This is a genomic window from Streptomyces sp. NPDC006435 (assembly GCF_040612315.1).
Classification (GTDB): domain Bacteria; phylum Actinomycetota; class Actinomycetes; order Streptomycetales; family Streptomycetaceae; genus Streptomyces.
In genome coordinates, this window is sequence record NZ_JBEXPY010000056.1 from 14,365 (window position 1) to 33,501 (window position 19,137).

General features: G+C 73.9%; 12 protein-coding genes and 1 pseudogene. 8 read left to right on the forward strand and 5 right to left on the reverse strand.

Annotated elements, in window-relative coordinates:
* Positions 1–25 precede the first annotated feature (25 nt).
* Positions 26–874: pseudogene (locus ABZZ04_RS34315) on the reverse strand (DMT family transporter); the annotation flags it as partial.
* A gap of 47 nt (positions 875–921) precedes the next feature.
* Between ABZZ04_RS34315 and ABZZ04_RS34320 the strand changes: the two are divergent.
* The 5 genes from ABZZ04_RS34320 (at position 922) to ABZZ04_RS34340 (ending at position 9,919) form a co-directional block, all read left to right on the forward strand.
* A complete protein-coding gene (locus ABZZ04_RS34320) occupies positions 922–2,415 on the forward strand; it encodes a PLP-dependent aminotransferase family protein (protein WP_356936140.1) in 1,494 nt (497 codons plus the stop codon).
* 152 nt (positions 2,416–2,567) lie between these two features.
* Positions 2,568–4,148 (forward strand): alkaline phosphatase D family protein, encoded by a 1,581-nt coding sequence (locus ABZZ04_RS34325; RefSeq protein ID WP_356936141.1) that lies wholly within the window; start codon positions 2,568–2,570, stop codon positions 4,146–4,148.
* Between the two features lie 69 nt (positions 4,149–4,217).
* Positions 4,218–5,591: an SWIM zinc finger family protein gene (locus tag ABZZ04_RS34330; protein ID WP_356936142.1), complete on the forward strand. Its 1,374-nt coding sequence runs from the start codon at positions 4,218–4,220 to the stop codon at positions 5,589–5,591.
* Complete coding sequence (locus ABZZ04_RS34335; RefSeq protein WP_356936143.1) at positions 5,588–8,242, forward strand: DUF6493 family protein; 2,655 nt, start codon at positions 5,588–5,590, stop codon at positions 8,240–8,242. Before ABZZ04_RS34330 ends, ABZZ04_RS34335 begins: the two co-directional genes overlap by 4 nt.
* A 216-nt stretch (positions 8,243–8,458) precedes the next feature.
* Positions 8,459–9,919 carry a GNAT family N-acetyltransferase gene (locus ABZZ04_RS34340; RefSeq protein WP_356936144.1) on the forward strand — a complete coding sequence of 487 codons (1,461 nt, stop codon included), beginning with the start codon at positions 8,459–8,461 and terminating at the stop codon, positions 9,917–9,919.
* Between the two features lie 124 nt (positions 9,920–10,043).
* On the opposite strand, the gene ABZZ04_RS34345 is transcribed toward ABZZ04_RS34340, so the two are convergent.
* Complete coding sequence (locus ABZZ04_RS34345) at positions 10,044–11,279, reverse strand: PLP-dependent transferase (RefSeq protein ID WP_356936145.1); 1,236 nt, start codon at positions 11,277–11,279, stop codon at positions 10,044–10,046.
* Between the two features lie 59 nt (positions 11,280–11,338).
* On the opposite strand from ABZZ04_RS34345, the gene ABZZ04_RS34350 reads away from it, so the two are divergent.
* Together ABZZ04_RS34350 and ABZZ04_RS34355 are read left to right on the forward strand one after the other, a co-directional pair.
* Positions 11,339–11,836: an Lrp/AsnC family transcriptional regulator gene (locus ABZZ04_RS34350; RefSeq protein WP_148837810.1), complete on the forward strand. Its 498-nt coding sequence runs from the start codon at positions 11,339–11,341 to the stop codon at positions 11,834–11,836.
* A gap of 49 nt (positions 11,837–11,885) precedes the next feature.
* A complete protein-coding gene (locus ABZZ04_RS34355; protein WP_356936146.1) occupies positions 11,886–13,571 on the forward strand; it encodes a DUF885 domain-containing protein in 1,686 nt (561 codons plus the stop codon).
* A gap of 91 nt (positions 13,572–13,662) precedes the next feature.
* Here ABZZ04_RS34355 and ABZZ04_RS34360 read toward each other — a convergent pair whose 3' ends face one another.
* On the reverse strand, positions 13,663–14,151 hold the full coding sequence (locus tag ABZZ04_RS34360) for a rhodanese-like domain-containing protein (RefSeq protein WP_356936147.1): 489 nt from the start codon (positions 14,149–14,151) through the stop codon (positions 13,663–13,665).
* Positions 14,152–14,244: 93 nt separating this feature from the next.
* Between ABZZ04_RS34360 and ABZZ04_RS34365 the strand changes: the two genes are divergently transcribed.
* Complete coding sequence (locus ABZZ04_RS34365) at positions 14,245–14,691, forward strand: Lrp/AsnC family transcriptional regulator (protein WP_356936148.1); 447 nt, start codon at positions 14,245–14,247, stop codon at positions 14,689–14,691.
* Here ABZZ04_RS34365 and ABZZ04_RS34370 read toward each other — a convergent pair.
* Positions 14,681–17,806 carry an SMC family ATPase gene (locus ABZZ04_RS34370; RefSeq protein WP_356936149.1) on the reverse strand — a complete coding sequence of 1,042 codons (3,126 nt, stop codon included), beginning with the start codon at positions 17,804–17,806 and terminating at the stop codon, positions 14,681–14,683. The two genes, ABZZ04_RS34365 and ABZZ04_RS34370, sit on opposite strands and share 11 nt — an antisense overlap.
* Positions 17,803–18,969: an exonuclease SbcCD subunit D gene (locus ABZZ04_RS34375; protein ID WP_356936150.1), complete on the reverse strand. Its 1,167-nt coding sequence runs from the start codon at positions 18,967–18,969 to the stop codon at positions 17,803–17,805. The genes ABZZ04_RS34370 and ABZZ04_RS34375 overlap by 4 nt, the downstream gene beginning before the upstream one ends.
* Positions 18,970–19,137: the final 168 nt, after the last annotated feature.

Genomic DNA, 19,137 nt, shown 5'->3' on the forward strand with positions numbered 1-19,137 from the left:
GGACGCCCGATCCGAGGGCGACCCCGAGCCCGACCAGGAGGCTGCCGCCGGCCTGCGCGACGCCGTACGAACCGGCGCCGACCAGCGGTGCGGTGAGCGCGGCGGACACCGGGATCAGGCCGGAGAAGAGGGTGGCCCGCTCGGCGCCGATGCGCTGCATGCCCATGTACCAGCAGACGAAGCCGACAACGGTGACCACCGCCGCCTGCCACACCAGCGCGACGGCCTCCGCGGCCGTGGGCATCCGCAGCACGCCTCCGCCGTCCAGGACGACGCCCAGCAGCGCCGACTCGACGGCGGCCACGGCGCACACCGTGGCGGACAGCAGCCGCGGCCCGAGCGGTCGCAGCACCGGGACGGCGATGACCGCGAAGCCGACCTCGCCCGCCAGGGCCCCGGTCGAGCAGAGGACGCCCGCCAGGTCCGTACGGCCCCAGCCCTGCACCGTGAAGGCCCCGGCGGCGACGAGCGCGGACGCGTACAGCACCGGGCGCGTCGGCCTGCGGCCGTCCAGCAGCGGTACGAGAACGGCGACCAGGATCGGGGCGCAGCCGACGAACACCCCCGGAACAGCGGGTTCCGCGGATCGTTCCGCGGCGAGGACGGCCAGGTTGAAGCCGACCATGCCGACGGCCGCCAGCAGGGCGAGCCTTCCCCACTGGCGCGGGGTGAGGGCGCGCAGCACGGTGGTCGTCCGGGCCCTGCCGTCGCGGGCCAGCACGGGTACGAGCAGCAGTGCCGCGAGGCCGTAGCGCAGCGCCTGGCCGCCCGCGTACGGATAGTCCCCCAGAACACTGTTGGCGGTGAAGGAGGCGCCCACGAGGACGCAGGCGAAGGCCGCGAGAAGCGAGCCGCGCAGAGAAGTGGCGTTCATGGGACCGACGCTAGGCAGCCGGGCGGTCCGGTTTAAGGTCCACTTCCATGACGTCTTCGAGGACCAATCCGCCGTCGGACCGCGCGGCTGGTACGGATGTCGGTTCCGCCGCCTGGGAGTTGCTGCTCCCGGCCGTCGAGGAGCCCGCCCGTCGACGCGGTCGCGCGCTGCAGTCGGCGTTGCGCGAGGCCGTGCGCTCGGGCCGGCTCGTCCCGGGGACACGGCTGCCGTCCAGCCGCGCGCTCGCGGCCGATCTGCGGGTGTCGCGCGGTCTGGTCACCGAGGCGTACGAGCAGCTCACCGCCGAGGGGTATCTGCGCAGCGGGCGCGGGGCGGGCACCTGGGTGGGCGAAGCGGTCCGGGCCGCCGCTCCGGAGGTCCGTGATCTCGCGCCGCGCGCGCCCGGCGTACGCGTGGACTTCCGGCCGGGCACGCCGGACCTGTCGCTGTTCCCGCGTGCCGCCTGGGCCGCCGCGCACCGCTCGGTGCTCGGCCGGCTGCCGCACGACGCGCTCGGCTATCCCGATCCCCGGGGGCTGCCCGTGCTGCGGGAGGCCCTGGCCGCCCTGCTGGCGCGGCGCCGCGGGGTGGTCGCCGATCCCGAGCGCCTGGTGGTGTGCTCCGGCGTGGCGCAGGCGACGACGCTGCTGGGGTTCGTCCTGCACGGACGCGGACTGCGGACCGTCGGGGTCGAGGATCCCGGGAGCCATGAGCACTCCGCGCTGTTCGCCTCCGCGGGGCTCGCCACCACCGGTCTGCCGCTCGACGACGAGGGGCTGGCCGTCGAGCCCCTCGTGCGCTCGGGCGTGCGCGCGGTCGTGACCACTCCCGCACACCAGTTCCCCACCGGGATCGCCTACTCCGCCGCCCGTCGCAGCCGGCTGCTGGACTGGGCGCGCACCGTGGACGGGCTGATCGTGGAGGACGACTACGACGGCGACTTCCGTTACGACCGTGCGCCCGTCGGCGCGCTGCAGGGGCTCGATCCGCGGCACGTCGCGTACACCGGTTCGGTGAGCAAGTCTCTGGCTCCCGGGCTGCGGCTGGGCTGGCTCCTGGCGCCGGCGGACATGACGGACGAGATCGTCGCCCGCAAGCGGACCATGGATCTGGGCAATCCCTCCGTCGACCAGGCGGTCCTGGCCGACTTCATCGCCGGGGGCGGTTACGACCGGCAGTTGCGCCGCTGCCAGCGCGCCTACCGCGAGCGCCGGGACACGCTCACGTCGATGCTGGCGGAGTGCTTCCCCGGCACCGCGGTGAGCGGGATCGCCGCAGGGCTCCACATCATCGCCGAACTGCCCGGCCGGTACGGCCCCGAGCCGGTGCTCCTGGCGCGTGCGGCCCGCGCCGGAGTGGCCCTGCGGCCGCTCTCCGCCACCGGGACCGCCGCGTCCGGAGGCCGTGCGGTGAGCCTGGTCCTCGGTTACGCGCATCTGGCCCCCGCCGAGATCGAGCGGGGGGTGCGGCTGCTGGCGGAGGCCCTGCGGGACCCGGACGGGCCGGACACCGCAGAGGGCCGGGACCGGGTGTTCACCTGAGGTTGGCGTGCGCGCCGCCGACGGGCACGAGGGTGGCACCGGCCGACCAGCCGCCCTCGGGGTCTCCTGTCCGGATCGCGCCGGTCGTGTGTCCGGTGCCCGGTCCGGTCCGGGTCCCGAGGCCCACCGACCAGTGCCCCGGAGGCGCCTCGATGTCGTACCGTCCCCGTGTTCCGTCCCCCGACCGCCGCAGTGTGCTGCGCGGTTCGCTCGCCGCGTCCGCCGCGCTCACGCTCCCCGTGGTGGGCGCCTCGGCCCCCGCGTTCGCGCTCTCCGGCCGGCCGCGCGCGGCGTGGGGTGTGCAGGTGGGCGACGTCACCTCGTCCTCCGCGCTGGTCTGGGTCCGCTCGGACCGCCCGGCCCGGATGGTCGTGGAGACCTCCGCGACCGAGTCCTTCCGGCGGGCGCGCACCTGGCACGGGCCGCTCCTCGGTCCCGGCAGCGACTTCACGGGGACGACCCCGCTGTACGGGCTGCCGCCGGGCGAGCAGGTGCACTACCGGGTGACGCTCGTCGATCCCCAGGACCCGCGCCGGAGCGGGAAGCCGGTGCGGGGGACCTTCCGGACTGCGCCCGCCCGGCGCCGGGACGGGGTGCGCTTCCTGTGGTCGGGGGACATCGCGGGGCAGGGCTGGGGCATCAATCCGGACATCGGCGGCTACGTGGTGTACGACGAGATGCGCCGCCTGGACCCGGACTTCTTCCTCTGCAGCGGCGACAACATCTACGCGGACGGTGTCATCGAGCCGAGCGTGACGCTGCCCGACGGGCGGGTCTGGCGCAACGTCACCACCGAGGAGAAGTCGAAGGTCGCCGAGACCCTCGCCGAGTACCGCGGGAACTTCCGCTACAACCTGCTCGACCGCAACCTCCGCGAGTTCAACGCGCAGGTGCCCTCGATCGTCCAGTGGGACGACCACGAGGTGCGCAACAACTGGTACCCCGGGCAGATCCTCGACGACGCCCGGTACTCCGAGAAGGACGTGGACGTGCTGGCGGCCCGTTCGATGCGGGCGTTCCGCGAGTACTTCCCCGTTTCCACGCTTCACGGCCCGTCCGGGGACGGCCGGATGCACCGGGTGGTGCGGCACGGTCCGCTGCTCGACGTGTTCGTCCTCGACATGCGGTCCTTCCGCAACGCCAACTCGCCCGGCCGGCAGGCCGACGACACGACGGGCATCCTCGGGGCCGAGCAGCTGAGGTGGCTCAAGCACGAGCTCTCCCGGTCCCGCGCGGTGTGGAAGGTGATCGCGGCGGACATGCCGCTGGGGCTGGTGGTCACCGACGGCGCGACGGACTTCGAGGCGGTCGCCCAGGGCGATCCGGGGGCCCCGCTCGGACGTGAGCTGCAGATCGCGGAGCTGCTGCGGTTCATCAAGCACCGGCGGATCACCGGCACGGTCTGGCTGACGGCCGACGTGCACTACACGTCGGCGCAGCACTACGCGCCCGAGCGCGCGGCGTTCAAGGACTTCGCGCCGTTCTGGGAGTTCGTGTCGGGGCCGCTGGCCGCAGGTCAGTTCCCGGCCAACGCCCTCGATGCGACGTTCGGCCCCGACCGGGTCTTCGTGCAGGCTCCCGACCGGGCGAACGTGTCGCCGATGGAGTCGCCGCAGTACTTCGGGCAGGTCGACATCGACGGCGACAGCGGCGAACTGACCGTGCGGCTGCGGGCGCAGGGCGGGGCGGTGCTGTTCAGCAAGGTGCTGCGGCCGGGGCGCGTCGGACAGTGAACCCGCCGGCGATCGGCTCCCGGTGACGGCCGGGGGCCGATTGTCAGTGGTGGGTCCTACGGTTTTTCCATGACCCGATCCGTTCAGGCATTGGCCTACGCACGCCCGTCCGCGCTGGAGTCCTCGCAGGCGGGGCAGCTCCTCGGGCTGGAGACCTCCGGTGGTCTCACCCCGCGGGGCGCCGAGCTCCATCCCCGGTTCTTCTCCGGGTTCCTCACCTCGCCGAGGATCGCGGCCCAGGGCCTGCTGGCCGTGGCGGACGTGGCGTCCACGCGCTACTACCAGCGCACGCTGCCCGCGTCGCTCGACCCGGTGGTGACGGGCAACGGCGACCGGCTGCGCTTCGAGTCGTTCTCCGGCTGCTGCGGTGTGTACGCACGCCTCGACGTGCTGCAAGAGGGCCTGGACGGTCAGCGGACGGATCACGGCACCACGAATGTGGACGTCAACAACCCGCTGCGGGAGGCGCTCTCGCGGATGTCCGGGGACGACCCGCTGCATCTGCGGGTGGGCCCGGACGAGATGGCCGTCACCACGCTGGACGGCCCGGTCGTGGAGAAGAAGGTGCCGCTGCCCGACCGGTGGCTGCGCGGCTTCGCCGAGGCTCAGGTGCTGTCCGCCGGTTTCGATCTGCGGGCCGAACTGTCGGCCGCCGAGGCCGTCCGGTTCCTGCGTTCGCTGCCGCGTTCGTCGGGCAGCGCCTCGCGGGGCGCCCGCTGGGTGATCCCCGCCGGGAAGACGCTCCGGCCGACGACCCGGCCGGTGGCGGGGGCGGTGTGCCTGCCGGGCCCCGAGCGGCTCGCCACACTGCAGCGGGTACTGCGCCATGCCACGTCGCTGCGGGTGTACGGGCCGGTCACCGACGGGGCGGCGACCGCGAGCGCCTGGGAGGTCGTGCTGCCGGGCATGCGTCTCACCCTGACGCTCTCGCCCGATGCCGCGCGCGGTTTCTCGGGCGAGGGCGGGGTGCTCGACGCGCTGGCCACCGACGACGCGGCGGCCGACGCCGAGCTGGTTTCGGTGCTGCTGGCCTGGGAGCCCCGGATCGACACCGCCGATCTGGCGGAGCAGTCCGGTCTCACGGTGGAACGGGTACGGGCCGCGCTCACCCGGCTGGGCACGGCGGGCCGGGTCGGCTACGACCTCGCCGACGCCGCCTACTTCCACCGCGAACTGCCGTACGACGCCGACCGGGCCGAGCGTCACAATCCGCGTCTGGTGGCGGCGCGGGAGCTGGCCGGTTCGGGCGCGGTGGTGCTCGACGGGGACGTGGCCGCCGTGGCCTCGGGAGAACGCCGTTACCAGGTGAGGGAGAAGGACGGAATGCTGAGCTGTACCTGCCAGTGGTGGGCCGATTACCGCGGGCGGCGGGGCCCGTGCAAGCACGCCCTGGCCGTCCGGATGGTCCGCCGCGGTGCGCCGGTCGCCGGGGGTGTGCGATGAAGGAGCTCCTCACCGCCGTACGGGAATCGCCCGCGCACCACGTGCCGCCCCTGCTGGCCGGGATGGACCGGGCGGAGCGCAGGGCGGCGCTGGCCGAGCTGAAGTCGCTCCGGAAGGAGGTCCGGGGCTGGCGCTGGGAGAAGCAGGGCAAGGTCCGCAGGGCCCTGCTGGTGGCCGGTGCGGGCTGCCACACGGGCTCCGCGGGATGTGCCACTTGGCTCGGCGGCCGGGACCTGATCGGCTGGGACCGCCCGCCCGTCCCCCTGATCCTCGCGGTCCTGGCGGACCGTGATCCGGAGTGGCTCGGTGACGTCGCGCACCGGCTGGCGGCCCGGACCGCGACGGCGGAGCTCTCGTACGAGCTGATCTCCGCCCTGGTGAAGAAGGCGCAGTGCCCCCTGCCCACGACGGAGGGTTTCGTGCGGGGCTGGGTCGGCGCGGTGTCGAGGGCGCAATGGCAGCGGCAGCGGAGAACGCCTCTCGTCGAGGTGCTCCGTGCCGATCCGTACACGGTCGATCTCCTGCCGCGGATCTTCGAGATGACCGAACTGCCCCCGGAGATGCCCTGGAGCGACGACCCGGACAGCCCGTGCCGGTGGGGCGCCACGCTGGCCGCGCTCGCCGAGGAGGGCCTGCTGGAGCGGTCGGTGGTCGTCGACGGCTGTGTGGCCCGGCTGCTGCGTGGCGGCAACTCCAGCGAGATGCGTTTCTTCCTGACCGTTCTGCGCGAGCTCGACCTGACCGATCAGGAGGAGGCGGAGCGGATCCCGTACTGGGCCGGAATGGCCGCGGACGGCATCTCCACCGTGGCCGGTCACGCCCAGGGGGTGCTCACCCGGCTGGACGGGCGCGGCGAGCTCTCCGTGCGGACCCTGGCGGAGGTCTCGGAGTCGGTGCTGTTCCGCACCGAGAAGAAACTGGTCCGGTCCCAGCTCGTGCTGCTCGGCAAGGTGCTGCGCCGCGATCCGTCGGCGGTCGACGAGCTGCTGCCCGCCGTCGGGGGTGCCTTCGAGCACGAGGACATCGACATCCAGGAGCGGGCGTTGAAGCTCCTGGCCCGGTACCTGCCCGCCGCCGGGGCCCCGGTGCGGGAGGGGCTCGCCGCGTCCGCCGCGTTGCTGGGTCCGGCGCACCGGACGATGGTGGCCGAGGTGTTCGGCGGTCCGGTGGCCGAGCAGCCCGGCACGGCGAAGTACGAGGAGCTGCTGCCTCCGGTGCCGTCCCCGCAGCCCCTCGATCCGGCACCCATGACGTTGCCCGAGCTGGTCGAGGAGGTGGCGACCCTGGTCAGGTCGGCGACACCGGACGTCACCGCCTTCGAGCGGGCGCTGGACGGGCTGGTGCGCCACGCCCACTCCGACCGGGCGGCGTTGACCGACGCGTTGCGTGACGCGCTGACGGGTGAGTGGTGGCTCGGCGGTGGGCCGCAGGCGCAGGCCGAGCGGCAGCTCCGCTCGGAGGTGGGTCTCAGGGCCGTCCTGGCCGCGTTGTTCGGACAGGTGTCGGTACGGGCCGTGCAGGAGGAGCGCGCCGCCTGGACCGCCGCCGGGACCTGCCCCCACGCCGCGCTGAACGGGGTCATGAAGGCACGGCTGTGGGAAGCGGCCCACGCGATGCTGACCGGCGGCCTCCCGTTCCTGCTGGCCGTCCCCACCTGGCACACCGGTTCGCTGGAGCCGGCCGTGCTGGTCGAGCGGCTGCGCACGTATCGGGAGTTCGGCATCCGGCCCGGCGAGGCCGACTTCGCCCAGGCCCTGCTTCGGGTCCGGCGCGGCGATCAGCACGAGGCCGCCGAAGCGGCCGCGCTGCTCGGCACCCCCGAGGGCGACCGGCTGGCGGCATGGCTGCGGGCCGACGAGCCGCTCACCCAGGTGTACCGGTTCGATCTGGAGAGCAGGGCCCGGGTGGGACAGTCGGTCATCCGGTCGCACCGCGCCCTGATGGCCGGCCGGGAACGCCCGCTCGTCCTGGAGGAGTTCCCCCGTTCCTTCCACGGCCTGGGCCGGGAACGGACCCCGACGCATCAGCTCTGCTACCACTGGGGGGAGCACCCGGAGCACTGGATCGCCACCCTGCCCGAGGACGCCGAGACGCTGGCCGCCTGGCTGCTGCCGAACATCGTGCTCGGTGTGACCGACGAGATACGGGACACGATCCGGCCGCTCCTGCTGCTCGCCGAACTCGACGCGCCCGCGGGCGAGGCCGTTCATCTGACGGCGGCGTACGGACTGGGTTCCCGGTTCCCGGAGGACCGGCTGACTGCGGTGGACGCCCTGCTGATGCTCGCCACCCGGCAGCAGCTCGACCCGGCGCTGCTCGGCGAACAGCTGGCGATGCTCCTCGGGCACGGTCTGATCAAGCCCAACCGCCTCGCGGATTCCGCCCGTACCGCCGCCGCCACCGGCGCGTACCGGACGGTGCTGTCCGTGCTGACCGGTGTCCTGCCCGTGCTGCTGGCACAGGAGAAGGCGCCTCGCGGGCTGAGCGACCTGCTCTCCGTGGCCGCCGAGTGCGTCGAGCACTGCGGCGCGACGGGGACCGGGCCGATACCCGGGCTCGCCGGGACGGCCGCGCGCGGCGGGACGTCGCAGCTGGTGCGTCAGGCGGTACGTCTGAAGGACGCCTGGGAACGGAGTGCGGAACGGGTGTGACGGTGTGACGGCCCGGGACACCGTGGCGGGCGGCGCTCCGGAGCACCGTGCCCGCCGCGGTGGACGGTCCGGAGCGGGCGGCGGAGCCGGCACGGACGGGGTTCCCACCAGGGACAACAGTGGCCGAAAACGACAGGAAAGGGATCAGATTCGCACTTAACCCATCGGTCACAGGCTGTTCGTGATCAGGCAACAACGCTCAGTCAGAGTGAATGCATGACTGATGCGACCTCCACGAAGACCGCCCGCCGCTCCCACCACTGGCGGCGGGACGTGACCGAGCTGGCCGCGCTGTTCACCGCGGTCGCGGTGGCCGACGCCCTCGCCAATCTGATCGGGCACCAGCCGGACGGGCCGTTCCTGCTGGTCGCCTCGGCCGTGGTACTGGCGGTGACGGCCGGCTTCCACACCTGGTGGGCACGGCGGCACAGCCACGCACCGCCTCCGGCCGGTGCCGGCCGCCCCGACGGGGGCGGGACGGAAGCCTCCCTCCACACCATCGGCGGCATCGACACCGACACCGGTGCCGAAGGGGGCGCGCCCGTCGGCGAAGGGACCGTGTCCGCACCGGCCCCGTCCGCCGAGGACACGGTGCTGTGGCGGATGCGCACCACCGTGCGGGATGCCCCCGGCAGTCTGGCGGCGCTGTGCGGCGCGCTCGCCCGGCACCGGGTCGACATCCTCACCCTGCAGACGCACCCGCTGTCGCGGGGCACGGTCGACGAGTTCCTGCTGCGCGCGCCCGCCCCGCTCCCGGCCCGGCAGCTGAGCCGGGCGGTCTCCGCGGCCGGTGGGAGCTCGACCTGGATCGAGCGGGCCGACGCGCACGATCTGGTGGACGCCCCGACACGCGTCCTGTGCCTCGCCACCCGCACGGCCCTGGACGCGGCCGAACTCCCCCTGGCTCTACGTCAGTTGCTCGGCCGTTGCACCATCCACTCGCTGCCCGCCGTCTCGGTCGCCGGCCGCGCGGCCGGCGGGACCGCACCGGTCGAGGGAGTACTGGAGGAGACGGTGATGCGACTGCACGACCCGTCCGGCGGCGTCCTCACCATCGAGCGCCCCCACCTCCCGTTCACCCCGACCGAGTTCGCCCGGGCCCGCGCCCTGGTCGAGCTCGATGCCCGGCTCGGCCCCCGTGTCCCGCGCGGCAAGGACGTCCTCACCCTCCCCGAGGGCAACGAGATCACCGTCCGCCGCGCGGACCACGACGACCTGCCGGCGGCCCGCGCGATGCACGGCCGCTGCTCCGAGCAGACGTTGCGGCTGCGCTACCACGGCCCGGTCCGCGACGCCGACCGCTACCTCGACCACCTGCTGAGTCCGCGGTTCGGCCGCACCCTGGCCGCGCAGACGGCGTCCGGCCGGCTGGTCGCCCTCGGCCATCTGCTCTGGGACGGCGACGAGACCGAGGTGGCCCTCCTCGTCGAGGACGACTGGCAGCGCCGGGGCATCGGTTCCGAGCTGCTCGGCCGCCTGGTGGCGCTCGCCGCCGAGACCGGATGCGAGAGCGTCTACGCCGTCACCCAGGCGTCCAACACCGGCATGGTCGCCGCGATGCGCGCGCTGTCCCTGCCGCTGGACTACCAGATCGAGGAGGGCACCCTGGTCGTCACCGCCCGGCTGGACGCCGCCGCGGTCCGCTCGCTGCCCCCGTACGAGCAGGCCGGGCGCTGACACCGCCCGGCCACAGGGCACCCTTCCGGCGATCCGTACGGAACACCCTTCCGGCAGTCCGTACGGGACGACCTGTCCTGCGGTCCGCGCAGGACGTCCTTCCCGGCGGTCCGCGCGGGGCGCCCTACCCGGCGATCCGTTCGGGCAGGGCGTCCCGGTGGACGTCACCGCGGTCATGGACCTCCTGCGTGGCGCCGTCCGCCGATGAGTCCAGTGCCTGGCACAGGTCGGCCCACAGGTCCTCGACGTCCTCCAGCCCGACCGACATGCGCAGCAGCCGGTTCCCGACGCCGGCCGCCCGCCGGTCCCCCTCGTCCACGATGCGGTGGCTGATGGAAGCCGGGTGCTGGATCAGGGTGTCCACGCTACCGAGGCTGACCGCGGGCGTGATGAGCCGTACGGCCGAGATCACCCGGTGCGGGTCCCCGTGGACCTCGAACGAGACCATCGCGCCGCCCACCTTCGGGTAGTGGACCCTGGCGACGCGCGGATCGGCGGTCAGCCTGCTCGCCAGTTCGGCGGCGCTCGCGGAGGCCGCCCGCACCCGTACCGGAAGCGTGGCCAGGCCGCGCAGCAGCAGGTATCCGGCCATCGGGTGCAGCACCCCGCCGGTGGCGAAGCGGATCTGCCGCAGTCCGGCGGCGAACTCCTCGTCGCAGGCGACGACCCCGCCCATCACGTCGCCGTGTCCGCCCAGGTACTTGGTGGCGCTGTGCAGCACGATCCGCGCGCCGTCCTCGACGGGCCGCTGGAGCACGGGGGTGGCGAAGGTGTTGTCGACGAGCAGCGGCACGGAGCCGCAGGAGTGCGCGATCGCACGGATGTCGACCTCGGCAAGCGTCGGGTTGGCGGGCGTCTCCACCATCACCAGGCCGGTGTCCGGGCGGATCGCGTCGGCGATTCCCGCCGGGTCGGTCCAGGTCACCTCCGTGCCCAGCAGACCGGCGCCGAGCAGGTGGTCGCTGCATCCGTAGAGCGGGCGGACGGCGACCACATGGCGCAGCCCCGCGCTCGCCCGGACCAGCAGCACGGCGGTGAGCGCCGCCATTCCGCTGGCGAACGCCACGGCGCTCTCGGCCCCTTCGAGGCGGGCCAGAGCGGTCTCGAACCGGGCCGTCGTCGGGTTGTCCAGCCGGGCGTAGACCGGCGGCCCTTCGAGCTTGGCGCCGGTGGCGGCGAAGGTGTCGATCCGCTCGGCCTCGCCCCTGGTGTCGTACGAGGGGTAGGTGGTGGACAGGTCGATCGGCGGGGCGTGCAGTCCGAGGGCCGCGAGATCGTCGCGGCCGGCATGCACGGCTTCGGTGGCCAGCGCCCTGGACCGGGTTGCCGTCGGGGGCGCCATCGAGGTTTCGGTGTCCATGCCATCACTCTGAACATTCACCGGGTGTATGGGGGAATGTCCCGTGCTACGTTCGCCAAATGGCTGATTCTGTCGTTCTCGATCCGGTGGATCTGCATATTCTGCGGCTGTTGCAGAACGATGCCCGGACCACTTACCGCGAGCTGGCCGCCGAGGTCGGCGTGGCGCCGTCGACCTGTCTGGACCGGGTGGCCAGGCTGCGGCGCACCGGTGTCATCCTCGGCCATCAGCTGCGGCTGGACCCCGCGCGGCTCGGCCGCGGCCTGGAGGCGCTGCTCTCCGTGCAGGTCCGCCCGCACCGCAGGGAGCTCATCGGTCCGTTCGTCGAGCGCATCAGGACGCTGCCGGAGTCCCGCGCGCTCTTCCATCTGACCGGCCCGGACGACTACCTGGTCCATGTCGCGGTCACGGGCACGGCCGATCTGCAGCGCCTCGTGCTCGACGAGTTCACCTCGCGCCGCGAAGTGGCGCGGGTCGAGACCCGGTTGATCTTCCAGCAGTGGGAATGCGGGCCGCTGCTGCCGCCGGCCGCGGAACCGGCGGAGTCCGGCCGCTGAAGCCGAATGGCGATGGCGCGAAAGCCCCCTGCCGTACGAGGATGTCCACATGCCAGACACTTCCAGCAGCGCGCTGCCCCGCCAGGTCGCCGACGCCTACGTCGACGCCTACGTCGCACTCGACCCGATCGCCGGTACGTACCTGGGCGTCGCGGAGAGTTCGCGCCGTCTCCCCGATTTCTCCCCCGCAGGCCAGGAGGCCCTCGCCGAGCTGGCCCGCACCACCCTGGCGAAGCTCGACGCCGCGGAGCGGCTGCCCGGCGCGGACGACGACGCCGAGCGCCGCTGCGGCCGTCTGCTGCGCGAGCGCCTCATGGCGGAACTCGCCGTCCACGACGCCGAGGAGGGGCTGCGCACGGTCTCCAACCTGTCCTCCCCCGCGCACAGCCTCCGTGAGGTGTTCACGGTGACGCCGACCGGGACCGACGAGGAGTGGGCGGCGGTCGTGGACCGGCTGCGGGCGGTCCCCGCCGCACTGGAGGGCTACCGCGAGTCGCTCGCGCTCGGCCTGGAGCGCAAGCTGTACGGCGGGCCGCGCGCCACCGCCACCTTCATCGGCCAGCTCGACGAGTGGGCCGGCGAGAACGGCACGGGCTTCTTCCAGGACTTCGTGGCCGCCGGCCCGGCGGGGCTCCGTGCCGATCTGGACGACGGCGCCCGGCTGGCGGGCGAGTCGGTCGCCGCGCTCCGCGACTGGATGCGCGACGTGTACGCCCCCGCGGTGGAGGGTGCGCCGGACACGGTGGGCCGCGAGCGGTACGCCCGCTGGTCGCGCTACTACAACGGCACCGACCTGGACCTCGACGAGGCGTACGCGTACGGCTGGTCCGAGTACCACCGGCTGCTCGCCGAGATGCAGACCGAGGCCGAGAAGGTGCTGCCCGGCGCCGGCCCCTGGGAGGCGCTCGCCCACCTCGACGTGCACGGTACGCACATCGAGGGGGTCGAGGAGGTCCGGGAGTGGCTCCAGGGCCTGATGGACGAGGCGATCGAGGCGCTCGACGGCACGCACTTCGAACTCGCCGAACGGGTGCGGAAGGTGGAGTCCCGCATCGCCCCGCCCGGCGGTGCCGCCGCGCCGTACTACACCGGCCCGTCCGAGGACTTCTCGCGCCCCGGCCGCACCTGGCTGCCCACGATGGGCGAGACCCGCTTCCCGGTGTACGACCTGGTGTCCACCTGGTACCACGAGGGCGTTCCCGGCCACCACCTGCAGATCGCCCAGTGGGCGCACGTGGCCGACAGCCTGTCCCGCTACCAGGCCTCGATCGGCGGGGTCAGCGCCAACTGCGAGGGCTGGGCGCTCTACGCGGAGCGGCTCATGGACGAGCTGGGCTTCCTGCCCGACCCGGAGCGCCGTCTCGGCTATCTGGACGCGCAGATGATGCGGGCCTGCCGGGTGATCGTGGACATCGGCATGCACGCGGAGATGGAGATCCCGGCGGACTCCCCGTTCCATCCCGGTGAGCGGTGGACCCCCGATCTGGCGCAGGAGTTCTTCGGCAACCACAGCGGTCGTCCCGGCGACTTCGTGGAGAGCGAGCTGACCCGCTACCTGTCGATGCCGGGGCAGGCCATCGGCTACAAGCTGGGCGAACGCGCCTGGCTGCTCGGCCGGGAGAACGCCCGCAAGGCGCACGGCGACGCGTTCGACGCCAAGTCCTGGCACATGGCCGCCCTGTCCCAGGGGCCGCTGGGGCTCGACGACCTCGTGGACGAGCTGTCCAGGCTCTGACCGGCCGTCCGGCGGGAGTGCCGGAGGGTGTCCGTACCCGGCCGCCGCGGCGTTCCGCGCGGTGGCCGGGTACGGCCGGTCGCGGGCGGGGTCAGCAGCCGCAGGCGCCGGATCCGACCGGCGCGGTGAGCGGGTCCGCCGCCCGCCGCTCACGCCCCTGCCCGGTCTCGAACTCGAAGCCCTCGCGCACCCAGTACTCGAAGCCGCCGAGCATCTCCTTGACCCGGTAGCCGAGTCCGGCGAGGGCGAGCGCGGCCCGTGCCGCACCGTTGCAGCCGGGGCCCCAGCAGTACGTGACCACGGGTACGTCCGGGTCGAGAAGGGTCCGGGCCCGCTCGGGGACGAGGGCGGCCGGCAGGTGGACCGCGCCGGGCACGTGCCCCCGGTCCCAGGATTCGGTGGAGCGCGAGTCCAGCAGCACGAAGCCCGGGTCCCCGTCCGCCGCGAGCGCGGCGGCCACGTCGGAGACGTCGGTGTGGAAGGCGAGCGAGGCGCCGAAATGCGCGGCGGCCGCCTCCGGAGAGGCCGGCGGGACACGGAGGACGGGGTTGGCCGCTGCTGCGGTGGGCTGCGATGTCATGACCGAAAATCTACGGTCGACTCCCCGCCCCCGGAAGGCGAGATCCCCGGCACATCACTTGATCCGCCGGGGATTTCCCTGTTGGCTCCAAGCGTGACCGACTATTCCCCGGACGCCACCGACTGGCGCATCCTCGATGTCCTGCAACGTGACGGCCGGGCGACGTTCGCCGAGCTGGCGCGGGCGGTGGCGATGTCCCCGAGCGCCGTGACCGAACGGGTGCGCAGGCTGGAGGAGGCCGGGGTGATCAGCGGCTACGCCGCCGTGGTCGACCCGGAACGACTCGGGCTGCCGATCCTCGCCCTCGTACGGCTGCGTTACCCGAACGGCCATTACAAGCCGTTCCACGATCTGCTCGACACGACTCCGGAGATCGTGGAGGCCCATCACGTCACCGGCGACGACTGCTTCGTGCTGAAGGTCACCGCCCGCTCGATGCGGCACCTGGAGAAGGTCTCGGGCAGAATCGGCGCCCTCGGCTCCGTGACCACCAGCGTCGTCTACTCCTCGCCGCTCCCCCGGCGCCCCGTCAGCCGCTGAGCACGTCGGCGGTGCGGTGCCGGACCGCCGATCCGTGCCGTTCCTTCACCACCTCGAGCTGTGCGGGGATGCGGCGGCGCAGGTCGGCGACATGGCTGACGATGCCGACGCTGCGGTCCCGCTCGCGCAACGAGTCCAGCACGTCGAGCACTTCGTCGAGGGTCTGGTCGTCCAGGCTGCCGAAGCCCTCGTCGATGAAGAGGGTGTCCAGCCGTACGCCGCCCGCCTCGTCGGTGACGACGTCGGCGAGGCCGAGCGCGAGGGCGAGCGAGGCGAAGAACGTCTCGCCGCCCGAGAGCGTGGCCGTGTCGCGCTCCCGGCCGGTCCAGGCGTCGACGACGTGCAGCCCGAGGCCCGCCCTGCGGCCCCCGGTGCGGGCGTCGGAGTGGACCAGCGTGTACCGGCCGGACGACATGCGCTGCAACCGGGCGGTGGCCGCGGCGGCGACCTGTTCGAGCCGGGCGGCGAGCACGTACGACTCCAGCCGCATCCTGCGTTCGTTGTCGGCGGAGGTTCCGGCGGTGAGCCCGGCCAGCCGGGCCACCCGGTCGTACTCCTCGCGCAGCGGGCCGAGCCCGCGCACCTCCCGCTCGGCGTCCCGGGAGAGCCGGCCGAGTTCGGCGCAGCGCTCGCGCGCGGCGGCCAGCACCGCGGAGGCGTCCCGCAGCAGCCGTTCGGACGTGTCGTACGCGGCCTGCGCTGCGGCCACCTCGGCCGGCGGGTGCTGCGCGGCGGCACGGGTCTCCGCCTCGGCGAGCCGGTCGGCCACGGCGGCCGCCTCGGACTGCCAGTCGTCGACGAGGCGCTGGAGTTCGCGCTGCGCGGTCTCGTCGAGCAGGTTCAGCGCCGCGGCCCGCGGGGTGTCGAAACCGGCCCGGAACGCGGCGTCCGCGAGCCGGTCGTCGGCCTCCTTGCGACGCTGCGCGGCCTCCTCCTCCGCGCGCACCGCCGCGGCGGCCCCGGCGAGCAGGCCGACCCGGCGCTCCAGCAGTGCGGCGTGCTCGGCCACGCTGCCGGACTCGCCGCGGGCGGCCACCAACCCGGCCTCCAGCGCCGCCTGTTCACGGTCCAGCCCTTCCCGCAGCGAGGTGCGGGCGGCGGCCCGGCGCTCGGCCCGCTGCCGGTCGTCGAGCCGTTCGGCCTGTTCCCGCTCGGCGGCCGCGAGGGCCTCGCGCGCCGCGTGCGTACCGGCCGCGGTGCGGTGCGCCCCGGCATGATCGCGCGTCAGCCGGTCGACGAGCGCGCCAAGTTCGGAAACGGTGGGATCGACGGCGGCTGAATCGACGGCGACCGGCTCGGGGGCGACGGATTCCGGCGTGGCCCCGGGCCGTCGCTGTCCGGCCGGACCGGTGTCCTCCGCCCCGCCCCCCGGCCGGGGTTCCACCGTGCGGGCGGCCACGCGCGCGGCCGCGTGCTGTTCGCGTACGACGCCCAGTTCCCGGTCCGCCGCGGTGCGCTCCTCCTCGGCGAGCCGGTACGTGTCGAGGGCCCGTTCCTCGGTGGCCCGGTCGACGTGCCCGTCGGCGGCGCGGGCCGGTCTGGGGTGGTCGGCCGAGCCGCAGACCTTGCAGTCCTCGCCGTCCACCAGTTCCGCCGCGAGTTCCGCCGCGATGTCGCGCAGCCGTCGTTCGCGCAGCTCCAGCCAGGATTCGTGGGCGTCGGCGGCGTGTTCGCGGGCCCCGGCCAGCCGGTCGGCCGCGGCCGCCACCCGGACGGCGAGCGCGTCGCGGCGACGGGCCGCCTCCAGTCGCGCGCGGGCGGGCTCCAGCCGGCCGGCGAGCTGTTCGGCCCGGGTGGCGGCCTCCTGGGCCTCCTCGATGCGGGCCCGCAGGCCGTCCCGGGCGTCCTCCCAGCCGGCCAGCCAGCCGTCCGCCTCACGGATCAGCTCGTCGTCGTCCCTGGCCTGGCGTTCCAGTCCGGCGCGCTCGACGTCGATCTCGGCGCTGCGCCGCTCGGCACTGCGCGCGGCGTCGAGGCCGCCGAGCTCCTGCCTCAGCCGCCCCTCCAGTTCCGCCAGTTGTTCGGCACCGGCGTCGGCCAGGGTGTCCGGCAGCGGCGCGCGGGCACGGTCGCGGACTGCCAGAGCCGCGTGGTACGCGCGCTCGGCCTCGTCGCGCAGGTCCAGGGCGGGGGCGACGAGGTCCGCCTTGCGGGCGCGGGCGAGCCGGTCGCGGTTCTCCTCGTGGCCGGGGCGGCGGGCCTCGACCGCGGCGGAGCGGCGCAGCGTCTCCTCGTGGCGCTGCTGGAGCGCCGCGAGTTCGCGTGCCCGGTCGAGGTCTCCCAGGGCGGCCGCCCGTCGAGTTTCGGCCATGGTCAGTGCGGACGCGGCGATGTCGAGCCGTTCGCGGGCGCCGCTGCGCGCCGTCGCGGCCCATTCCAGGACGCCGTCGGCGAGGCCGGGCTCTCCGGGCCGGGTGTCGGGGAGCGGTGTCCCGGCGACCGGTCCGGCGGCCTGGGCGATCCGCTGGGCCGTCCCGACGATGCGTTCGTCCCCGGCTCTGACCTGGGCCTCGGCGGTACGGCGCAGTTCCGCCAGGCGCTCCTCCACGGCGGCGAAGCGACGGGTGTCGAAGAGCCTGCCGAGCAGTTTGCCGCGTGCCTCGGCGTCGGCGCGCAGGAAGCGCGCGAAGTCGCCCTGCGGCAGGAGCACCACCTGGCAGAACTGTTCCCGGCTCATCCCGACGAGTTGGGTGATCTCCTCGCCGATCTCCTGGTGGGAGCGGCTGAGCGGCTGCCAGCCCTTGTCCGGGCGGTGTTCCCGCAGCCCGCTCTGCGCCTTCTCGGTCGTGAAGCCGCTGCCCTTCCGCTTGGGGCGGGGCTGGGCCGGGCGGCGGGTGATCTCGAGGCGTCTGCCGCCGACGGTCAGCTCCAGCCGGACTTCGGTGGGGACGTCCACCGGGGCGTGGTCGCTGCGCAGGGAGGTGCCGGGGCTCTGTCTCGCCCCGGGCACCGCCCCGTACAGGGCGTAGCAGACGGCGTCGAGGACCGAGGTCTTCCCGGCGCCGGTCGGTCCGTGCAGCAGGAAGAGCCCGGCCGAGGAGAGCGCGTCGAAGTCGATGTCCTGGGTGGTGCCGAACGGCCCGAAGGCGGTGACGGCGAGCCGGTGGAGTCTCAACGGTTCACCTCGCGCACCGCGTCGTCCACCCGTACGTGGTCGAAGGCGCCGCGCAGCACCGTCCGTTCCTGTTCGTCGGCCGCCGATCCGCCCCGCACGTGTGCCACGAAGTCCTCCGCGATCTGCTGGTCGTCGCGCCCCTTGAGGCGCTGTGCGTACGAGGCGAGCGGGTCCTCGGGGGCCCGGTCGGGTTCGAACACGAGGCTGAGCGTGTGCGGGAACCGCTCGGCGAGCCGGGCCATCGGTTCGACCGGGCGTGCCGGGTCGGTGAGGGTGGCCTCGATCCAGGACTCCCGGTGCCGCTCCAGCGCGGAGTCCTCGACGAGGTCGTCGAGGCGGCCCCGGAGCCGGGCGAGCGGGCGGGGCACGGGCAGGTCGACTCGTTCGGCGGCGAACGTGCCGGGGGCGCCGAGGTCGATCAGCCACATGGTCTTGCGGTGGTCGGCCTCGGAGAAGGAGTAGGCGAGCGGCGAACCCGAGTAGCGGACCCGTTCGGTGACGGTCTGGCAGCCGTGCAGATGGCCGAGTGCCACGTAGTCGACGCCGTCGAAGACGCCGGCGGGGACGGCGGCCACTCCGCCGACGGTGATGTCGCGTTCGCTGTCGCTGGGTTCGCCGCCCGCGACGAAGGCGTGGGCGAGCACCACGGAGCGGGTGCCGTCGGGGCGGTTCGCGAGGTCGGCGCGCACCTGTTCCATGGCCGCGCCGAGCACCGCCTCGTGCCCGGCACGACCGGCTCCGAGGACGTCCTTGACCAGGGCGGGTTCCAGGTAGGGCAGCCCGTAGAACGCCACGTCGCCGTGCGTGTCGGACAGGACGAGGGGGGTGGCGCAGTCGGCGGGGTCGGTGCGCAGGTGGATTCCGGCCCGCTCGATCAGTCCCGCGCCCACGCCCAGTCTGCGGGCCGAGTCGTGGTTCCCGGAGATCATCACGGTGGGCACTTCGGCGGCGGCGAGGCGGTGCAGCGCGTCGTCGAAGAGTTCCACGGCGGACAGCGGCGGGACGGCCCTGTCGTACACGTCACCCGCGACGAGCACGACGTCCACCTCGTGCTCGCGCACCGTCGCCACCAGGTGGTCCAGGAAGGCGGCCTGGGCCTCGATCAGGGGAACCCGGTGGAACGACCGCCCGAGGTGCCAGTCCGACGTGTGCAGGATTCTCAAGAGCCGGCTCCGACCTTCATCGTTCTCTTCCTCGCCCCCGGGCCCGCGTCGGCCGCGATACCGCCGTGCCCTGTCGGCGCCTCCGCCGACGGGGCTCCTCGTCTCGCCTCCGACAGTCTTCCATCACCACAGGCGCCCTCGGGCGGGAAGATCGGTCCACCCTTCACC